Below are 19,231 nucleotides of genomic sequence, written 5' to 3' on the forward strand. Positions count from 1 at the left end.
AAATATATCTACAATCATGGTCTAAAAGTATGGAATTTGTTATATGATTCAAAATAATCTGGTGTGTGTAGGTTATGTAGGAAATAATCTTCTTAAATTGTTCCTAGATCAGTCAATTTAGATTTTATACTTTTGTAAACGTACTTTAAGGGTTGTTTATCGTCTACCATCTCATCAGAAAGAACGTATGATCGATATTGTTGAATTACCGACAAAAATAATAAATGAGAGAGAAACTATAACCAACTTGATTAGCCTCTCTGCCTATGATTAATGAATTAAACAAATAACCTGAATCCATGTAAACTAAAGATACAAGTAAGGAAAAATGTAAGTAATTGGTGAGAAAAAAACTGTTATAAAAAATGTATAAATTAGTAATAGAATTGAACAAATAATAGGAGAGAGTAATAATGGAAGAAGCTTTGAATCAGTATGAGGAAACACTAAATCAACACATTAAAACATCAAACTTTACAGTTATTAGATTATTACATGATGTTATTTCAACTTTTAATGTTATCTTTCAAGTACCAAAAGGTGTTAATGAAGACGAGTTTTGGGATGAGACTATAGAAATTGAAGAAAAAGTTTTGGACGAAAACGGTATATATACAAGTTGTAAGTCAAGTGGCACAATTGAAATTTGGTTAAGAGAAGAAGCTTATGATAAGTATGGAAATATAATTAAAAATAACCATAGAAAACATATTGTTGATAATGATATTTACTATAATGGTGACGATGAAGGATATAGGATTATGCTAACAACTTTATTGAATAGAATCAAAACAGTACATTAATCAGAATATTTGTGATTTTACCATGAAAGACCGAATTATGGTGAAATTTAACACAGGTAGCTTCAAAAATTTTGTTTTCTTGAATTTTAATTGACTGTTATTCAGGTTATATTTATACCAAAATAGGGAATGATAATTTTGTGGTTATTACTAATACTATTATAAGTTGAATTAATGTAAAGATAGTTACATATATGAAAATTATTTTGAACTTAGACAAATTTAGTATAGGAGTAATAACGATAAAAATAGTATTGGAGGAATTAATTATGAAAAAAAGAATGATAGGAAAAGTCAAATGGTTTAATGCTGAGAAAGGTTATGGTTTTATTGAATCAAGTAATGGAGAAGACATATTTGTACACTATTCAGGAATTTCAGGAGAAGGTTTTAAAGATCTAGAGACTAATGAAGAGGTGAGATTTGATATCGTAAATGGACAACGTGGTCCTCAAGCTGATAATGTGGTGAAAATCTAAATTAATAGCTACATTTATTAGTGGATTGTAGATAAGCTTATTTTGTTATTAATTGTAACCAAGTTTATCAATTTAGGAAATCTGCTGTAATCTTAAGGGGTTGTTAGAAAATCTGTGAAAGATGTCTTTCTTGCGACCTCTTTTGAAAATAAAATTCGACAATCACCCCAAATTATCGATAAAAATTATCTCATATTTAGTTGTCCGGATAATAGTAATGGGAAAGTTTAAGGACTATCATCCTTCATAATAGTGTATTTGTATTTATGAACCTATCAATGGTGTCATAAAACAATAAAACTAATGATCGTACCATTTAAATTGGTGTGAATATTCAGGGGGACAAATAGTGCATTATTTAAACATAGTGAAAGATTATTTAGACAGACGTAATACAAAATATGGTCTTTTCATTACTGGTGAGGCTGGATGTGGAAAAACTTATTTTTGGAATAGCTATGTAAGAAGTGAAATTCTAAGGAGAGGGCTTAGGCCAATATATATTTCCTTGTACGGATTAACAACAATTGAGGCAATAAGTCAAAGCTTGTATTTTGAATCTATTGTCAAGAACAAAATAAATATGGAATCTAGAGAAATCAAATATACAAAACAAGCCTTTAAATTTATTTGGAGTGTGGCTGAACTATTTACAGGAGCAGGTGAAGTGAATGTGCCAATTGACTACCAAGAGTTGATTACTTTTGGTGATGGTACTGTATTATGTTTTGATGATTTTGAACGGTCAAATATAAACATTACAGAATTGCTAGGTTATATTAATAATTTTGTGGAGCATGATGGCATTAAAACTATTATTATTGGTAACGAAGAAGAAATTACTGAAAAAATAAGTATAAATAATAAGGAATTAAAAGCAATCAGTGTTGAGATAAATCAGCTTCGAGATAAAAAACCTTTTTCTCCTAGTGAACTTAAAAGTAATATTAAGCGATTCTTTAACGAGGGAAGAGAATATCAACTATTAAAAGATAAAGTGATTGGAAAAACCATATATTTTGAACCTAGCTCTGAAATCATTATTAACAGCATAGTTGCTGAATATGAAGCTTTTGATCTTTCTTTTTATAAGTTTTTAGAAAAACAAAAATCATTATTATTGAAGTACCACAATTTGAGTGAGAAAAAGAATATTAAAATTATAAATCACTTCATTAGTGATTTCAGGAGAGTATATAGTTATTTGAGTAAGGTGTCCGATGATTATAAATACATTAAGGATATTGGAGAGATGTTATTTATACCTGCTTTTATAATATATTACGAATATAAAGTTGGAAATATTGAAAGGCAAACTGTTAGACATTTAAAAAGCAATATATTTTTTCCGAGTGTATTAGCACTTACAAATCCCGACGCTATATTTTATAAATATTTTTCCAACACTGAAGACCAAGGCCCTTACATTATTTCTGAAACCTTTAATAATTACATTATTACTGATGTTTTTAATATTGATAATTTTTCAAATGAAATTATTGGGTTTGAACAAAATTTGATGTATAAATATGAAACTGAATATGAGTCTCCTGAATCTTCATTTAAAAAATTAACTATGTTTTGGAATTTAGACGAAGACGAGTTTAGAAATACAGTCTCTGATGTTTTAAGTTATGTTACAGAAGGGAAGTATCAGGTAAGTGTTTACCCAACATTATTTTATTTTTTTGAATATTTAAAAATAAATAATTTGATTCAAACGACAATAGATGTTTCTATTGACAACTTTATTAATGGGCTAGAAAAGGCATTTAATAATCACCTATATGATGTTGGGATAATTGTAAACTCCATTTCCGATATTAATAAATCTAATGAAGTTAAACAGCTTGAAGAAATGGTTAATGAAAAAAATCACTTTTTATTAAATACAGTTCTCGAATCTGAGATTAATGCGGCTTTTCTATATTTTCCAAAAAATATTAAACTTTTTAAATTACAGGTGTTAGGTATCGCAATGCAAAGGCAAATTTCCTTTATAGATTATATCTCAATTGAAGATTTTTTTGAAGATTTAGTTAGGTTAAAAAATTCTGATTTAAATGAAATCAAAAATACCCTTGAAGAAATCTATTCTAGAATTTTAGTGGATTACGCTAAATGGAACAATAAGAGATTGCTACTGTTATTAAAAAAAATAGATGGGTATTTAAATATCAATAAATCCGGAATAAAAAGTTTCATTCTGCGTCAGCTCAAAAGGAACCTAGAACTAATATGTGAAAAGTCTAATTCTTAATTAAACCACTAAGCGAAAAATACATGCTACACACTATACCTTCTAATTCTGTATATTGTTCTTACTGAAGCCTGATGAAGATATATCTAAAGAAACAATTCTATTATTTCAGATTGGTCAGGAGGAAAATAATGTACAAAAGATGGGAAGTTAGTATACTTTCTTTTTCTAAAGAATTTGTAAGGAGATATAATAATCATGCCATTTTCTGGGTATCTGCAGAGCTAGCTTATTTCTTCTTACTTTCCTTGGTCCCTTTCTTACTATTATTGTTAACGTTGCTAACCTATTTACCTATTTCCCCAGAGGATGTTTTAGTTATGATTAAAAAGTTTGCACCTATTGAATCAATTCAATTTATTGAAAACAATATGAACATTATAATAACATCGCAACACTTAACAATTCTTTCTATAGGGATTGTAAGTGCGATTTGGTCTTGTTCTGTTGGTATGAATGCAATTGTGAGAGCATTTAACAATGCATACAATGTATCTGAATATAGATCCTTGTTCTTCACAAGGTGTCTTTCAATTTTATTAACAGCTCAAATGATTCTTGTCATATTAGTTACATTAGTACTATCTGTTATAGAAGAAGAAATGATTTTTATTATTTTGTCATACTTTTACTTTTCTAAAGGGTTTGAAAATATATGGTATGCGTTAGATTGGTTTATCATCTCTGTAGTTTTATTTCTCATTTTTTCATTTCTCTATTACCATGGTCCAAATAAGCACCTAAGGTTTAGAGAAGTTGTAGCAGGTTCCATTTTTTCAACATTAGGTTGGATTCTAGTTTCTCTTGCTTTCTCATTTTACGTAGATAAGATAGGGAATTTCGGCTTAATGTATGGGAGTTTAAGTGGGATTGTTATTTTTATGATTTGGCTTTATTTAACTGGGATGATAATAATTATTGGTTGTGAAATTAATGCTACTATCTATAATAGAGAGAATATTTAATTAATTTAGCTAAAAATCTTAAGTATAAAACTATTTGTGAATAATTGCTTTATTTTATAATAATACAAACTTGCAACAATTAAGTTTTATTTGTTTTTTATAATTTTTAGATATATTAATTATCACTTGAAAATAGTTTAATGAATTGAGTTATAGAATAGTAAATGTCCTTCTAAAACTTGTCATTAACTTTGGATTTTGAAGACTATTAACACAGCCTATTCCTACAGTATGACTTGAATAACAATGTTAGATATATCTTGTTAATTAAAAAGGTAAAGAGAAAGGATTAATAAATATGACATTAAAGACATTTACCTTACCTGATAACTTTTCGTTCTTAGCATCAGAAATTACACGAGATTATATTAAGTTAGAATGGGATTCTTTAGCAAGTCCGTTTAAACACTTTTCTGAATTTTATTATCAAATACACCGTTCTAGTACTGGAAACGGTATTTATGAATGTTTATGGACATCGTCAATGATTAATAATAATCATTCTCTGTCTAGTAGAAGAAACGAAAATAACTTAGATAACACTTTTTTTGATAGAGATGTTAGTTTATTTAACAAGGGGGATAGGGTTTGTTACTTATTGGATATTTATGTGACAAAAGAAACAGGAAATTTTAACTTATCTACTTCCAGTTGGTCTACTCGTGAAAAATACAACTCTTTTTTATTTTTACCTTCTATCACTTGGGAATTTGAATAGTTTCTTTTAATTAATATACACAAAATGGAAAACACAGGATAATATACTCCGTGATATGTAGCTGATATTAACGTAAGATCTCTATATTGTTATATAGATCCATACTTGCTCTATCTTTATTCATGACACTGATGTTTTAGAAAGAATAAGATTTTAAAGATCATCAATGCTTCATAAGAAATTGTATCCAATGTCACGAATCACCCCATACCTTATGATGAGATTAACTGTTCTTGGAACCTGGTAATGATAAAAAGGAGGTACTTTTATGATAAATACATCTAATAAATCAAAGTATATACAATTTATCTTGGTATTTACAACATTTTCACTCTTAGTAAAACTATATGGATATAGTTATTCTGTCAGCAGTGATTGCAGTTCATATAATTATAATGATATATCCACTCTGCTTTTTATTATTTTTATCTGCGGGATGGATTTAATGGCACCAAGGGAAAAAGCAAATGATAATTAACTCAAAAATTTAACTAGACGAGAATTATAATACTGCTACCTTTAGGTTTAAAGAAGGGGTCTTATAATCACATAATGCAATTCAAAATTTTCTGAGCTATAATACTGATTTATCTAAACTTTTAATAATACCTAGACGTTATTTCTTTCTTTTAGATATGTGTTGGTAAATAAATATGTTATATAGTCCTCTAATTCTCGTAAATAGGATGTCTGTTGCATTCTGTGAGTAACATAAAGTGAATGTTCCTATGTTACATCCACCTGGCATTCATATCATTCATTATTCTTAGGAAGCAATGCGAAAGAAGCCTATACCACAGATCACATAGACGAGATTATTTACCCAAAAACTTTAACAGATACAATGTAAAATCAGGATGAACACATAAAATAAGCCAGAAAAGTACAGTCTGCCACTGGTGAGATAGATTTTGAAGGTGATACAGAAAAATATATTGTGATGAGAAAGAATAACAGTCCAATCAATAAGACACCTAAACTCAATATATATGAAGTGGAGATGATTAATCTTGTCTACAAGTATCGATTTATTCGGTTGGAATACTGCGTATGCGATCAGTTTCTATGACGCAAACAAAGCAATTGAAGAGTTAGATACAAACACCACCTACTTTTAATTACAACACTCTTGATGCTACTGGGAATATTACATCTTCGATAACTGGGGATTGGGGTCATTGGTCTATCTCTACGTAAACGTCAAGAGATGGTCTACTTTACCATATTTGGTGAGACATTTCCCTTAGATTATGTGACCGATAAATTAGGGATAACACCAACAATGACTTATAAAAAAGGGGATGTAATTCCTAGACGCTCAAAGACACTTTATAGAAAAGAAACGGAACAAGCTACGAAGAATCTTTTGATGTAAATGAACAGTTAAAACAAGTATTAATCCTATTAAAAAATAAGATATCAATAATTAACGATATAAAAAAGAAATATGCTGTTGAGTGTCAATTTAACATCGTAATTGTATGTAATAGAAGACGGGAATACACCTGGATTACATCTTGATAGAGACGAGAACGGATTGAGCCCTTATCATTATCTTCATTATTTGTTTGAAACGCTACCCAATATTGATCTAACCAATAAAGAAGAAATCGAAAAAGTCTTACCTTGGTCAACAAGTCTCCCCTCGATTTGTAGAGTTCCGAAAAAAAGTGAACCAAATAAAAAGTAACCCAGAAACAAATTCAGTTTTGTTTCCTGGCTACTTGACGTTCACGTATAAACACTGTGTTAGACACAAATAGAAGCTTTTCATTTTCAAGAAAGATTGATCAAAATGAAGAATCCCCTTGTGAATAAATGAACAGTTTTTTTATAAAAAAGTTTGAACAAAATATTTTCAAAACCCCTATATAACAATGTTTATTTAAGAATTCAGCTTCCAAAACGGTTCAACTTTTTTATAAACGGTACGACTTTTTTACAAACAGTTTAACTTTGTTTTAAACCAACAACATAGTTGTATAAAAGTAAATGGAAGTTTACAAATCAATAGTGATTTCTGAGAGATTAAATAAGTTATACAGAAATGTGGAATTGACTCTAGGTGATCTAGAAGAATAAGCAAATAGTAATGTTAATGTACCCCGTACTGGTATCTAATATTGATCCAAAAACAGGAGGTGAATTTATAAAAAAGGTGTTGTTCCGTTTGAATGTATATTCATGTATGAAGATAACATCATCAAGCCCATTTATTGGTTTCGTCCTGATAAACTCCAAAAAATAAAGTGTCACTATATCTTGGTTGGGCGGCTTCGTCTATTGGTTACACTTCCCTTATGAAAACAACAATAAATGAATGCATTGAAGAAAAAATCCAAAACAAGGAATACAGTGAAATTCCTTCCTTAGATGAATGTGGACAATACTTTTTAAGTTCTGTGACCTAACTGAATTCTGTCGGATTTGAAATAAGATCCGCTTCATTACATTCTTTCCTTCTTTTAGATGAGATCCTTCTACCAAAGGAAGACGTTGACACTCTCTAGGAGGGGGTGAGTCAGCATTATATATATGCATTTTTTTAAAGGTTTATACTAATACTAAAGGTGTCTAGTTAATTGTAAATGGAGATGATTACTGATGTCAAAAAATATTAATTTACTTGGTTGGGATACTACCTATGCAATTAGTTTCTATGAAGCAAATCATGCAATAAAAGAGCTAAATTCAACGCCACCCGAATTTATTTACAACATTACTGATATTAATGGAAATATTACATCTTCAATATCTGGATCGTGGGATCATTGGACTATTTCCACTAAAAGCGATGGTCAAAACCTTGTATTAAGATGTCCCATAAAAGTAGGAATATTTACTACTCAACTTGAACCTTCACCGATCAATATGAATGATAGCTGGGTTGAAGTTCAAGTACAGCTAGCTTTTATTGAATCTGAGGAGAATTTACAAATTGATACAAGGTCTGTTGAAGGTACAGGAGACCAAATGAATTTACAACTTCAGAAAGATGGTGTTTTAGTTACAAGTTCATCATTTGACTTTGCGTCCTCTGCTGACTCTAGTATGATAAAAGTTCTTTGTGAGACTGTATTTGCAAAATATTTCGAGGATCATATTGGTGAATTTAATCATGTGTTTTCTACCTTCGTTATTAATCAACAATCTACAAATGAAAATTTACAGTGGTTAAAGCCAACATATGTAAACTATGCTCTTACATCCGTTAATAACAGTGAACATGAAGAAACAAACATGCGTAATAGTACTTTAGGGGTAATGTGTATGACTGAAGGAAGAGAACCACCTATAAGTGGGCATATGATAGATTCAAATCTGCTGAACTACTCTGGACGATCTTCATCAGCTTTCGCAATATCCGGCCCTCTATTTTTGAAAAAAGCGCTTTTACCTACAATTAATTATTTGTTTGAAGAAAATGACATTGAGGATTTTGAAATCACAAATGTGGGCTTAACAATTACTAACCACAAAGAAATAACATGGGATACTTTTAAAGATAGCAACGGTAAAGAACAGTATGCGAAGATACCTACTAACAAGTTTCAGATGACGTTAGATGGTAAGCAAATAAGAATAGATTTTGATGATATTCAATGTGACACAGATTATCCAGACAAAATAGCTCATATAAAATATTCGGTAAACTATGATCTCTCCGTTAGAAACGGTAGAGATTCTAATGGAGATCTATTCAAAAATAGTTTACAATTGACACCCACTAATGAAATACCGAATCCTACTGTCTCTGTTACAGGGGGAGATATGGAAATGTTAAAAGATTTAGGTATTGGAGTAGCAGTTGCAGTTGGAACAATGCTACTTGGAGAAGCTATTGAGTTAGGAATCATAAAATATCTCAGTAGTTCAGAGATACCAGAAGCTGCAATTATTGAAGAAGAAGAATTTGTTTCTTTCCAAACTGGAGAAGTAATAGAGGATTTAGTTGCTAAACAAAAAGTAGCATTAGGGGCATCAGATTCTAAATTGACACTCAATTATTTACTTGAAAATCCAGATACAGGAGAAAAAAGCATAATAAAAATAGCAGGAAAAAGTATCGATGGGGATCTAATTGTAGTAGGTAAAGACCCTAATACAATCTCTTGGGGCATTGATATGAAATCCAATGAGTTTTATGAACGCTATACTATAGATCCTAAGGGGGTATGGGGTACGAAAAGGTATCCAATTCCTTCTGAGCTAGACGTTAACAGAATACCTAAGCTTTATAAACTTGAACAAAAATATTGGCCCTTTGTAGATGAGGATATAACCACTTATTTAAGATCAGATGGTATTGTTATTTCTGAAGATGGGGATATATTAGGAAATATTGATTCAGAAGGTTCACCTAAACCTGTCATCGAAGGGAAGTTTTATGATAACCTCAAGTATTTTAAAGGGAATATTGACAGAGTGAAAATTAAAGGTTTTGGAATAGGAATTGATAATATTGAAATATACCCTAGAAACCCCAGAATTGCAATGGATAATAAAGAAATAACATTAATAGGGGTTGTTAGAAATGATAGTGGTACAATAGAAGAAATAATTGCAAATGAACAGGGGGATGTTTACACATTAGGTAAGAGTCTTCCTGAAAATTTTAAGTCTATTTCTATGAAGCTCATTGACAGTAAGGAATTAGAGCTGACAAAGGATGACATCATGGAAAATCTTCCCACAATAAGAAAAGCTGATGGCAAGGCTAGTATTATAACTATGCTTGGTAAAAAATCAGACATATTCGGAATTACCAATGAAGGCGATGTGATTGACGAATTAGGTAACGTTGCAGGTATTATTAATGAAAAACTAGAGTATGTACCATTTCATTATGACCAAATATTTAGTTATAAACCAAATAGCTTACAACTAACACCTAAATATCGCCAGCAATTAATAGGTGATTTATTTCCCAATGTTAACATGACTCTTGAAGAAGTTGAAGAAGTTGAAGAAGTTGGGAAAACTGTAGTGATGGAAGAGAAACCAACGTTTAATTCAATATTAGAAAAAGGGGTGAATGATTTTAAAGACATTAAGGTTAAGGTTTACAGCGGGTTGCTTGTAGCAACTACGGCGTTTACCATGCTGGGAGTCATTATGAAAAATAAAATCATTGAGGATAAGATTAAAAACGAGGAATATAGTAAAATTCCTTCTCTAGATGAGTTTGGTCAAAGCTGTTTAAGTCCAGTCAAATGGCCAAATGTTGGCGGATTTGAATTACAAACTGCTTCATTAAATTCCTGCCTTCTTTTAGGTGGTAATCTTCTTCCAGAGGATGACGTTGATACTCTCTAGGAAAGTGAACGTCAAGTAGCCAGGAAACAAAACTGAATTTGTTTCTGGGTTACTTTTTATTTGGTTCACTTTTTTTCGGAACTCTACAAATCGAGGGGAGACTTGTTGACTAAGGTAAGACTTTTTCGATTTCTTCTTTATTGGTTAGATCAATATTGGGTAGCGTTTCAAACAAATAATGAAGATAATGATAAGGGCTCAATCCGTTCTCTTTTGCCGTTTCAACCACACTATACATTATGGCACTACCACGAGCACCTCGCGGTTTATTTGAGAACATCCAATTTTTTCTTCCAATGACAAATGGCTTAATGGAACGTTCACTACTGTTATTATCGATTTCTAAATGACCGTCCAATAAAAAAGCATCAAGATGACTCCATTGGTTTAAACAATAGGTGATGGCTTTTCCTAGAGCGCTTTTAGGTAGAACGCGATCTTTCTGTTCATGAAGCCATGCTGAAAAAAGTTCCAAAATGGGTCTGCTTTTTTCGAGTCGCTGCTCATATTTTCAAGTGTAGCTGCTTCAGGGTCGTCACCTACTTGAGAGGCATCACTTGCGCCATGTGCTTTACCAAATGTGTGTCCACCCGCGACAAGCACTACTGTTTCTTCGTCATTCATCCCCATACGTTCGAATGTATCACGAATATCACGGGTACTTGCAAGTGGATCTGGCTCTCCGTTTGGACCTTCAGGATTACATAAATGAGCCCCATTTGTACAGCAACGAGTGGATTTTCTAGCTCACGGTCACCGGAATACCTGTTGTTTGCTAACCATTCCTTCTCTGAACCCCAATACACATCCTCCTCAGGGTGCCAAATGTCCTCACGTCCTGCTCCAAAACCAGAGATTTTCAATCCCATCGATTTCAAATCTTTATTCTTAGGGGTAGAGCTTTTTTTGAATTTGAGTATAGGATATAACTTTTAGGAGATCATAGTATATGGGATTGTACTAATACTATCTAAAATATTTTCCTAACTCCTTTTATAATCAGTATCCTGTTCGATAAAGAACGGGGTACAAAAATAAATGATGACAAGGGGTTTATGATATTGAAAGATACCTATGAGAGTTATGGAGGAAAATACTATGGTTGAAGATAAAAATATCTGTATATTGAGCTTTTTTGATTTTAACAAAAAAATCAGAGAAACTGGTTTATCTCCAAGAGGTTTTAAATACCCATACTATGATGATGATGGTGATGTTCACTCTTCTATAATGGTAGACTTTGGTGATTGGGAAATCTCCAATAGGAGTGATCAACAATACCTGATTTTTAAATGTCCTATTTCAGACGGGAGTTTCCAAACTCCTTTAGAATCAGCAAATTTAACGTTTAAAAATAGTTGGATACAAATAAAATATGAACTTGGTGATATTGAAAATTATTTTAATTACATTCTTGCACTTGATATTACTGCTCCTGTTCCTGTTTCTGATCTACCCGATAATCCTGTGGTTGTAGTTATAGATTCATCATATAACTTTTCTACTGCAACTGATCCTTCAAGGACAGAAAGTGAGTGCAATAGCCTATTTGAAAAACTATTTTCTAGTGAGGGCAGTATAATCTCTCATGTTTTATCCATTGTGTTTCCTGACCCTAATGTCAGAGGGGAAAAAAAGTTTTGTCTTAAAATATCTGTAGATAAAAACCCTGATGGGGAAACAAATTTAGAAAGAAGTATGATAAGTATTTCATATATATAAGGAATTTGAATATTTAATTAAAAAGATCCCTGGCATGTCTATAGCAAAGGCACGTGCCAATGTGAGGTAGTGAGCTTTTATCTGTGAGTAAACTTTGATATTCCATATATCTCTTTGCTCGAAAAGATGCACCTAAAATGTCTCATTTTGTCTTTGTCCATTGTTTAGACTAACTTGAAAATTTTCTATAAAAGAGAAATTATACATCGTTAATTAAGACTTATTAATACATTAAAATTAACTTTAAATGGAGATGATACACCTTGTCTACAATGATCGATTTATTTGGATGGGATACTGCGTATGCAATTAGTTTCTATGACGCAAATAAAGCAATTAAAGAGTTAGATACAACACCACCTACTTTTAATTACAACACTCTTGATGCCACTGGAAATATTACATCTTCGATAACTGGGGATTGGGGTCATTGGTCTATCTCTACTAAAAGTGATGGACAAAACCTTGTATTAAGATGTCCCATAAAAGCAGGAGAATTTACTACTCCACTTGAACCTTTACCGATCAATATGAATGAGAGCTGGGTTGAAGTTGAAGTACAGCTTGCTTTTATTGAATCTGAGGAGAATTCACTTATCGACTCTAGGTCTATTGAAGGAACGGGAAATCAAGTGAATTTACAGCTTCAGAAAGATCGCATTGTAATTACAAGTTCATCATTTAATTTTGAGTCCTCTACCGACCCAAGTTTGATAAAAGTTCTTTGTGAGACTGTATTTGCAAAGTATTTCGAGGATCATATTGATGAATTTAATCATGTGTTTTCTACCTTTATAATTAATCAACAATCTACAAATGAAAATTTTCAGTGGTTAAAACCAACGTATGTTCACTATGCACTTACATCAGTAAATGATAGTGAGAACGAAGAAATAAACCTGCGCAATAGTACCCTTGGGGTTATGTGTATGACGGAAGGAAGAGAACCTCCTATAAGTGGGCATATGATAGACCCATATATGTTGGAATACTCTCAATCTACATCAGCTTTTGCGATATCTGGGCCTTTGTTTGTAGAAAAGTGGCTTTTGCCATCGGTTGAATATTTATTTGAAGAAACTAATATTGATGATTTTGGAATCAGAGATGACGGTTTGACAATATATAATATTAATGAAATAACGTGGGATACATTCAAAGATAATCAAAAGGCAATAATAGGCCCTGAGAATTTTTTGATGACAATAGATGGTGATGAAATAAAGGTGGAATTTGTTGACATGGAGTGTAAATCAATAGATTCTTCAGAACCAATCCACATACAGTATAATGATTCATATAATCTTTCAATTAGTAATGGTATAGACAATAGTGGATATTTTTACAGAAACAGCTTGCAATTAAATCCTCTACACCTAAATCCAAACCCTAAAATTTTTGTTCCAAGTACCATCGATTACAAAACTATATTGAGAGATGCAGCGATAGCAACAGTTGTTACACTACTTTCCATTGCAGCTGGAGAGGCTTTTGAGAGTTATGCACTAAACGAGCTTAAAAAACCAGGAAATGAAATAGTAGATCAGTCAATAGAAGAAGGAGAAGAGTTTGTTTCCCTTGATACTGGAAATGTATTAAATCAATTTCTTTCTAACGATAATGAAGTAGAACCTCTTGAAAGTACCAAAATACTCTTTGAGCATACAAATGGACAAACATATACCTTAGATGTAATAGGTAAGGATGAAGAAGGTAAGTTATTATTAGGTGCAGAACCAGCAAAAGCGGCACAGGGGAACTGGTGGCTTAATGAGGAAACTGGTGAACTGACTCAAGACCCTTTTTACTCAGATCTTGATGATAACGAGCTAAAATATTTTTCAGTTAAGAATAGTGAATCGATTGAGCAAATAACTAAACTAAATAAACTGAAAAGCACTACACTTACTCTTGAAGTAGTGCAAAAAGACGGAGAAAAGATTCCAATTAAATATATTAGCGAATATGGTACAGTATATAATGAATATGACAATGAAATAGGAACTATAGATTTAGAAGGGAACTTTAAAAGTACACGAGAGAATTTGGTTAGTAACAGTATTTATTTAGGAAAAAATAATGTAAAAGTAGATTTTACAAATGGTATAGATTTGTACACAAATAGGCCAACAGCAAGGTTAGGAAGTGGCTTCTATGGGATATTAGGTGTTGTAAGAAATGAAGATAACATAATAGAGGAGGTAGTGGCAAGGACCACTAATGATGAAATTGTTAGTATAACTGAAAATGATGCTCTAAGTGAATTAATTAATGGTGAATTAAATATTGATGATGTTCCCGAAATAATAAAAAGTGAAAAGCTAGGTTTAAAGCGGGGTTTAATTAATAAACCTGATGGTAGTACATCAGAAATATATGGGATCACTAAGAATGGAGACGTAATTGGAAGAGTAGGTAACTATGCAGGTACAATTGATGAAAATTTAAAGTTTGTACCCGATCCAATCGAACAAAGATATGTAGCGAATAGTTTAAAAATAACAAAGGAATTTAGAAAAGAAATATTAGAATTTTTATATGATAATGTTACACTAACTGCAGAAGATTTAGAAGAAGCTGCAGAAACCGCGGAAGTAGTATCGCCTTTAACCGAGGAACAAAAACCAGATTCTCTTTTACAGTCGGCGGTACAAAAGTTCATGTCCAATAAACAAAAAATATACTTTGGTTTGACTGCTATGAATATAGGAGTAGTGCTAGCTAAAGATGTGGTATTTCCATATATTCAAGAGATGAATACTAAAGGTGAATACAGCAAACTTCCTTCTTTAGATGAATTTGGTCAAAACTGTTTAAGTTCAGTAAAATGGCCAAATTCTGGAGGGTTTGAATTAAAAACTGCTTCATTACATTCTTGTCTTCTTTTAGGTGGAGACCTCCTTCCAAACGATGAGGGTGACACACTCTAATCTTGAAAGAGAAGTTGTGAAAATAGTTCCAGTTTGTCATTTCAAGATCTAGGACTAAATTTAATTGCCAATCTGGCCAGTAATAACAATTTTGATTGAGTAATTAATGTTGCTAGTACACCCTTAAGCAAAAGTATTTTTTAACTTCCTATTTATAGATAAATGTAAATTGAAAAGCCGGTAGTTTCAAGGATGCCTTAGATTAATTTTTAAAAATGTACTCTCTACCCACAGAGGGAGGGTAGAGAGTTACATAGATGATATAGTAAGGAGGTTACATCGTTTTAAGCTATGTAAAAACAGCTTTTTTTTTATTCCATTTTTAAAAAATTAATTTAATTTGTCAATAAAAAAATGGGCTGGAAAAAAGTTGGCTTTCGATTTTGGCTCTATCAGAATAGAGATATTTATTTTTATAAACCGTGTATACGTAGTCTTTTTCAGGGGATTATAATTTTAGGGGTTTATATTAATACTAAATAACAAGAAATGATTTATATGAGGGATCACAGTCTCTTGATCCACCGCGTCCTAAAGTGATCCTTCATTTAAGTCATGATTCTTCCTCAAGCCCTGTTCTTGATTGAACAGGGTACAAAAATAATATTATTTATCATGTAACACCAGGGGTCTTTATTTTGCAATTAAAATTGCTAAAAAATGCTTTATATGATGGATCGTAACTCTCCAATTTGTATGTTATTCATAAATGGTAGAGAGCAATGTGGAAAGGTAGAGACGAAAAAATAAAAACCAAAAATTAATTAGTCAACGTTTATATCAACTTTAAATGTCATCTTTTGCACTTATCTGTTGATATATAACCTTGTTCTCTATCAATGTTACAATGATCAGCAAGGCTTTGTATCGGCTACATACACTTGAAAAGGAGTTGATGTATCATGTCTACAAGTATCGATTTATTTGGCTGGGATACTGCGTATGCAATCAGTTTCTATGACGCTAACAAAGCAATAATAGAGTTAGACTCAACACCACCTACCTTTAATTACAACACTCTTGATGTTAACGGGAATATTACATCTTCAATATCTGGGGTTTGGGATCATTGGTCTATCTCCACTAAAAGTGATGGGCAAAACCTTGTATTGAGATGTCCTATAAAAATAGGAGAATTTACTACTCCACCTGAACCTTCACCGATCAATATGAATGATAGCTGGGTTGAAGTTGAAGTACAGCTTGCTTTTATTGAATCTGAGGAGAATGTACATATCGACTCTAGGTCTATTGAAGGAACGGGAGATCAAATGAATTTACAGCTCCACAAAGATCATGTTGTAGTTACAAGTTCATCATTTGATTTTGCATCCGCTACTGATTCTAGTATGTTAAAAGTTCTTTGTGAGACTGTTTTTGTAAAATATTTCGAGGATCATATTGACGAATTTAATCATGTGTTTTCAATTTTTATAATTAATCAACAATCTACAAATGAAAATTTTCAGTGGTTAAAGCCAACGTATGTTCACTATGCACTTACATCAGTAAATGATAGTGAAAATGAAGAAACAAACCTGAGGAAGAGTACATTAGGGGTTATGTGTATGACAGAAGAAAGAGAACCTCCTATAAGTGGGCATGCGATAGATCCAAATATGTTGAGATACTCCGAATCCCCTTTGGCTTTTGCGATATCTGGGCCTTTATTTGTAGAAAATTGGCTCTTACCAGCGGTTGAAGATTTATTTGAAGTAACTAATATTGATGATTTTGAAATCAAGAATGATTCTGATGGTTTAGCCATTACAAACACCAAAGAAATAATTTGGGATACTTTTGAATATAGTGAGGATGGAAAACAGCGCGCCAAGATACCTGTAGAAAAGTTTAGGATGGAATTAAAGGGTGAGCAAATTAGTCTGGGTTTTGAAGAGGTGATTTTAGACCTTTCACCTCAATCAAAGGACACCATAAGTATGAGTTATAACGATGATTTTAAGGTATCAATTAGAACAGGCAGAGATTCTAGTGGTAATCTTTACAAGAATAGCTTGCAATTAGATGCTATGGACGACTCGGCTAGCCCTAAAATTTTTATGAGTAACGACGATGACATTAATTTTATGAAAGACGTGTTAACGGTAGTTGTAGTTACCACTTTAGGTATGCTAGGCGGAGAGATATTCGAGTATGCTATTCAAGAGTCCGTAGAAGACTCTGCAATTGAGACAGTAGAAGCAGAAATACAAAAAGTAAAAACCGAAAAAACTGTTGTCCTTGACTCAAGTATAACAGTTAATGAGATATTGCCTGAAGGCTCAAAAGATATTGCGAGTAAACAATACGAATATACAAGATTGATAGTAAAAAATACTCTTGGAAAAGAAAAAAACTTGATAACTTATGGTATAAATAGTGAAGGTAGATTAATTACAAATAATTCTGAAGAAATATGGTTACTTGATAAAAACACCGGCAGTATTATTAATCAGAGCACTATATTGACTAACCAATCTGGATTAGAGATTTATTCATTAGTAGGTGAGCAAACTGCTCTTGAAGAATTACCCCGTATTTTTTCAAGTGAAGAAATAAGTATTGAAGGCTTTAACAATGATTTACGTGTTCAATATAAAGATAGCTATATCCCTGTGAAATATATCAACTCAAATGGTGACGTGTATGGAGCTACTGACTATCCTACCTATAAGGAAATTAAATCTATAGGAAATATAGATAAATATGGTAATTTTATAGGTAGAGATGATTTTCTCAATTACAGCTTAAATTCCTTTTCTGATGATGGTTTGCGTGAACAAGTAACAGTTTTAAGAATTTCAACAAATAAAATAGAAGCTGGTGAAAGACCACCTATTTTGGGTGTTATAAAAGAAAAGACAGGAATCATAACAAAAGTAATTTCAACAGATGATGAAGGGATTTATGAATTAGACCCAAAAGCTTTTTCTAGAGAAAAATTATCATCTCTGCCTACGATAAAAAGACCTGATCAAGAAATTTCCCTAAAACATAAATTTTACAACGAAAGTTCAAAGGTCTATGGAATTGCTTCCGATGGCTCTGTAATAGATACGTTAGGTAGAATTGCAGGTATGCTTGATGAAGATTTAAATTTTGTAACTAGTCCATTTCGTGATTTCGAATCAAGTAGTTTCAAAATGACAGAAAGTTATAAAAAAGAATTAGAGTCCATTTTCTATAAAAATACACATATTTCTGTAGAAGAATTACTAGAAAATGCGGAGATAGAAGCTAAGACGGTCAAACCTTTAGCCAAGATACAACAACCAGAAAATCTTACACAGTCCTCGACACAAAAATTCAAGGCTGCTAAATTAAGGATATACGGAAAATCGATTAGTGTTGCTATAGGCGGATTGATAGGGAAAGATATCGTAATGCCATATATTCAAGATGTTCTTGCTAACGGTGAATACAGTAAAGTTCCTTCTTTAGATGAATTTGGTCAAAACTGTTTAAGCTCAGTAACATGGCCAAACTCTGGAGGGTTTGAATTACAAACTGCTTCATTACATTCTTGTCTTCTTTTAGGTGGAGACCTCCTTCCAAACGATGAGGGTGACACGCTCTAATTTGGAAAGAGAAGTTTGAAAATAGTCCCGGTTTGTCATTTCAAGTTCTAGGACTAAAACTAATTTCCAATCTGGGCAGTAAAAACAATGTTGACTGAGTAATTAATGTTGCTAGTACACCCTTAAGCAAAAGTATTTTTTAATTTCCTATTCATAGATAAATGTAAATTAAAAAGCCGCTAGTTTTAAGGAGGGCTTAGATTAATTTTAAAAAATGTACTCTCTACCCACAGAGGGAGGGTAGAGAGTTGATAGATGATATAGTAAGGAGGTTACACCGTTTTAAGTTATGTAAAAACAGCTTTTTTTCCATTTTAAAAAGAATAATTTATTTTGTTCAATAAAGAAATGGGCTGGAAAAAAGTTGTGCTTTTGATTTTGTCTCTATCAGAATAGAGATTTTTGGCTATTTTAATAAAATCGTGTATTAAAAATCTTTTTCAGGGGATTATAAATTTAA

General features: G+C 31.8%; 11 protein-coding genes and 3 pseudogenes. 12 read left to right on the forward strand and 2 right to left on the reverse strand.

Translation table 11 applies throughout. The features are described from left to right. Window positions 1–413: 413 nt before the first annotated feature. From V1503_RS23575 to V1503_RS23610, 9 genes and pseudogenes are all read left to right on the forward strand, one after another. Complete coding sequence (locus V1503_RS23575) at window positions 414–803, forward strand: hypothetical protein (RefSeq protein WP_410629563.1); 390 nt, start codon at window positions 414–416, stop codon at window positions 801–803. Between the two features lie 281 nt (window positions 804–1,084). Then, the gene (locus V1503_RS23580; RefSeq protein ID WP_410629947.1) at window positions 1,085–1,282 is read left to right on the forward strand and encodes a cold shock domain-containing protein; all 198 of its coding nucleotides are present in this window, start codon (window positions 1,085–1,087) and stop codon (window positions 1,280–1,282) included. 349 nt (window positions 1,283–1,631) lie between these two features. Further along, window positions 1,632–3,542 carry a hypothetical protein gene (locus tag V1503_RS23585; RefSeq protein WP_410629564.1) on the forward strand — a complete coding sequence of 637 codons (1,911 nt, stop codon included), beginning with the start codon at window positions 1,632–1,634 and terminating at the stop codon, window positions 3,540–3,542. Between the two features lie 131 nt (window positions 3,543–3,673). Continuing rightward, window positions 3,674–4,507, forward strand: coding sequence for a YihY/virulence factor BrkB family protein (locus V1503_RS23590; protein ID WP_410629566.1), 834 nt, complete (start codon window positions 3,674–3,676; stop codon window positions 4,505–4,507). A gap of 298 nt (window positions 4,508–4,805) precedes the next feature. Then, window positions 4,806–5,225 (forward strand): hypothetical protein, encoded by a 420-nt coding sequence (locus V1503_RS23595; RefSeq protein WP_410629568.1) that lies wholly within the window; start codon window positions 4,806–4,808, stop codon window positions 5,223–5,225. A gap of 1,207 nt (window positions 5,226–6,432) precedes the next feature. Continuing rightward, window positions 6,433–6,600, forward strand: coding sequence for a DUF4279 domain-containing protein (locus V1503_RS23600; RefSeq protein ID WP_410629570.1), 168 nt, complete (start codon window positions 6,433–6,435; stop codon window positions 6,598–6,600). Window positions 6,601–6,623: 23 nt separating this feature from the next. Beyond that, complete coding sequence (locus tag V1503_RS25120; RefSeq protein WP_436976277.1) at window positions 6,624–6,746, forward strand: hypothetical protein; 123 nt, start codon at window positions 6,624–6,626, stop codon at window positions 6,744–6,746. Window positions 6,747–6,753: 7 nt separating this feature from the next. Continuing rightward, window positions 6,754–6,915 (forward strand): annotated as a pseudogene (locus V1503_RS25125) (IS66 family transposase); the annotation flags it as partial. 914 nt (window positions 6,916–7,829) lie between these two features. Beyond that, window positions 7,830–10,541 carry a TULIP family P47-like protein gene (locus V1503_RS23610; protein WP_410629574.1) on the forward strand — a complete coding sequence of 904 codons (2,712 nt, stop codon included), beginning with the start codon at window positions 7,830–7,832 and terminating at the stop codon, window positions 10,539–10,541. A 109-nt stretch (window positions 10,542–10,650) separates the two neighbouring features. On the opposite strand, the pseudogene V1503_RS23615 reads toward V1503_RS23610, so the two are convergent. Together V1503_RS23615 and V1503_RS23620 are read right to left on the reverse strand one after the other, a co-directional pair. Next, window positions 10,651–11,052: pseudogene (locus V1503_RS23615) on the reverse strand (IS66 family transposase); the annotation flags it as partial. Next, window positions 11,052–11,428 (reverse strand): annotated as a pseudogene (locus V1503_RS23620) (peroxidase family protein); the annotation flags it as partial. The pseudogenes V1503_RS23620 and V1503_RS23615, both read right to left, overlap by 1 nt. Window positions 11,429–11,639: 211 nt before the next feature. Here V1503_RS23620 and V1503_RS23625 point away from each other — a divergent pair. The 3 genes from V1503_RS23625 to V1503_RS23635 all read left to right on the forward strand — a co-directional run bounded on the left by V1503_RS23625 (window position 11,640) and on the right by V1503_RS23635 (window position 18,771). Beyond that, window positions 11,640–12,263, forward strand: a complete 624-nt coding sequence (locus tag V1503_RS23625; protein ID WP_410629575.1) for a hypothetical protein — start codon at window positions 11,640–11,642, stop codon at window positions 12,261–12,263. 272 nt (window positions 12,264–12,535) lie between these two features. Next, complete coding sequence (locus tag V1503_RS23630; protein ID WP_410629949.1) at window positions 12,536–15,193, forward strand: TULIP family P47-like protein; 2,658 nt, start codon at window positions 12,536–12,538, stop codon at window positions 15,191–15,193. A 902-nt stretch (window positions 15,194–16,095) separates the two neighbouring features. Next, window positions 16,096–18,771: a TULIP family P47-like protein gene (locus V1503_RS23635; protein WP_410629577.1), complete on the forward strand. Its 2,676-nt coding sequence runs from the start codon at window positions 16,096–16,098 to the stop codon at window positions 18,769–18,771. Window positions 18,772–19,231 lie beyond the last annotated feature (460 nt).

Origin of the sequence: Nanhaiella sioensis, assembly GCF_046557775.1 — a bacterium.
GTDB classification, from domain to species: domain Bacteria; phylum Bacillota; class Bacilli; order Bacillales; family SM2101; genus Nanhaiella; species Nanhaiella sioensis.

What these genes read in the sequence shown, in the direction of transcription:
- V1503_RS23575 (WP_410629563.1), top strand. Translation starts at nt 414, where the DNA reads ATGGAAGAAGCTTTGAATCAGTATGAGGAAACACTAAATCAACACATT.
- V1503_RS23580 (WP_410629947.1), top strand. Translation starts at nt 1,085, where the DNA reads ATGATAGGAAAAGTCAAATGGTTTAATGCTGAGAAAGGTTATGGTTTT.
- V1503_RS23590 (WP_410629566.1), top strand. Translation starts at nt 3,674, where the DNA reads ATGTACAAAAGATGGGAAGTTAGTATACTTTCTTTTTCTAAAGAATTT.
- V1503_RS23595 (WP_410629568.1), top strand. Translation starts at nt 4,806, where the DNA reads ATGACATTAAAGACATTTACCTTACCTGATAACTTTTCGTTCTTAGCA.
- V1503_RS23600 (WP_410629570.1), top strand. Translation starts at nt 6,433, where the DNA reads ATGGTCTACTTTACCATATTTGGTGAGACATTTCCCTTAGATTATGTG.
- V1503_RS23610 (WP_410629574.1), top strand. Translation starts at nt 7,830, where the DNA reads ATGTCAAAAAATATTAATTTACTTGGTTGGGATACTACCTATGCAATT.
- V1503_RS23625 (WP_410629575.1), top strand. Translation starts at nt 11,640, where the DNA reads ATGGTTGAAGATAAAAATATCTGTATATTGAGCTTTTTTGATTTTAAC.
- V1503_RS23630 (WP_410629949.1), top strand. Translation starts at nt 12,536, where the DNA reads ATGATCGATTTATTTGGATGGGATACTGCGTATGCAATTAGTTTCTAT.
- V1503_RS23635 (WP_410629577.1), top strand. Translation starts at nt 16,096, where the DNA reads ATGTCTACAAGTATCGATTTATTTGGCTGGGATACTGCGTATGCAATC.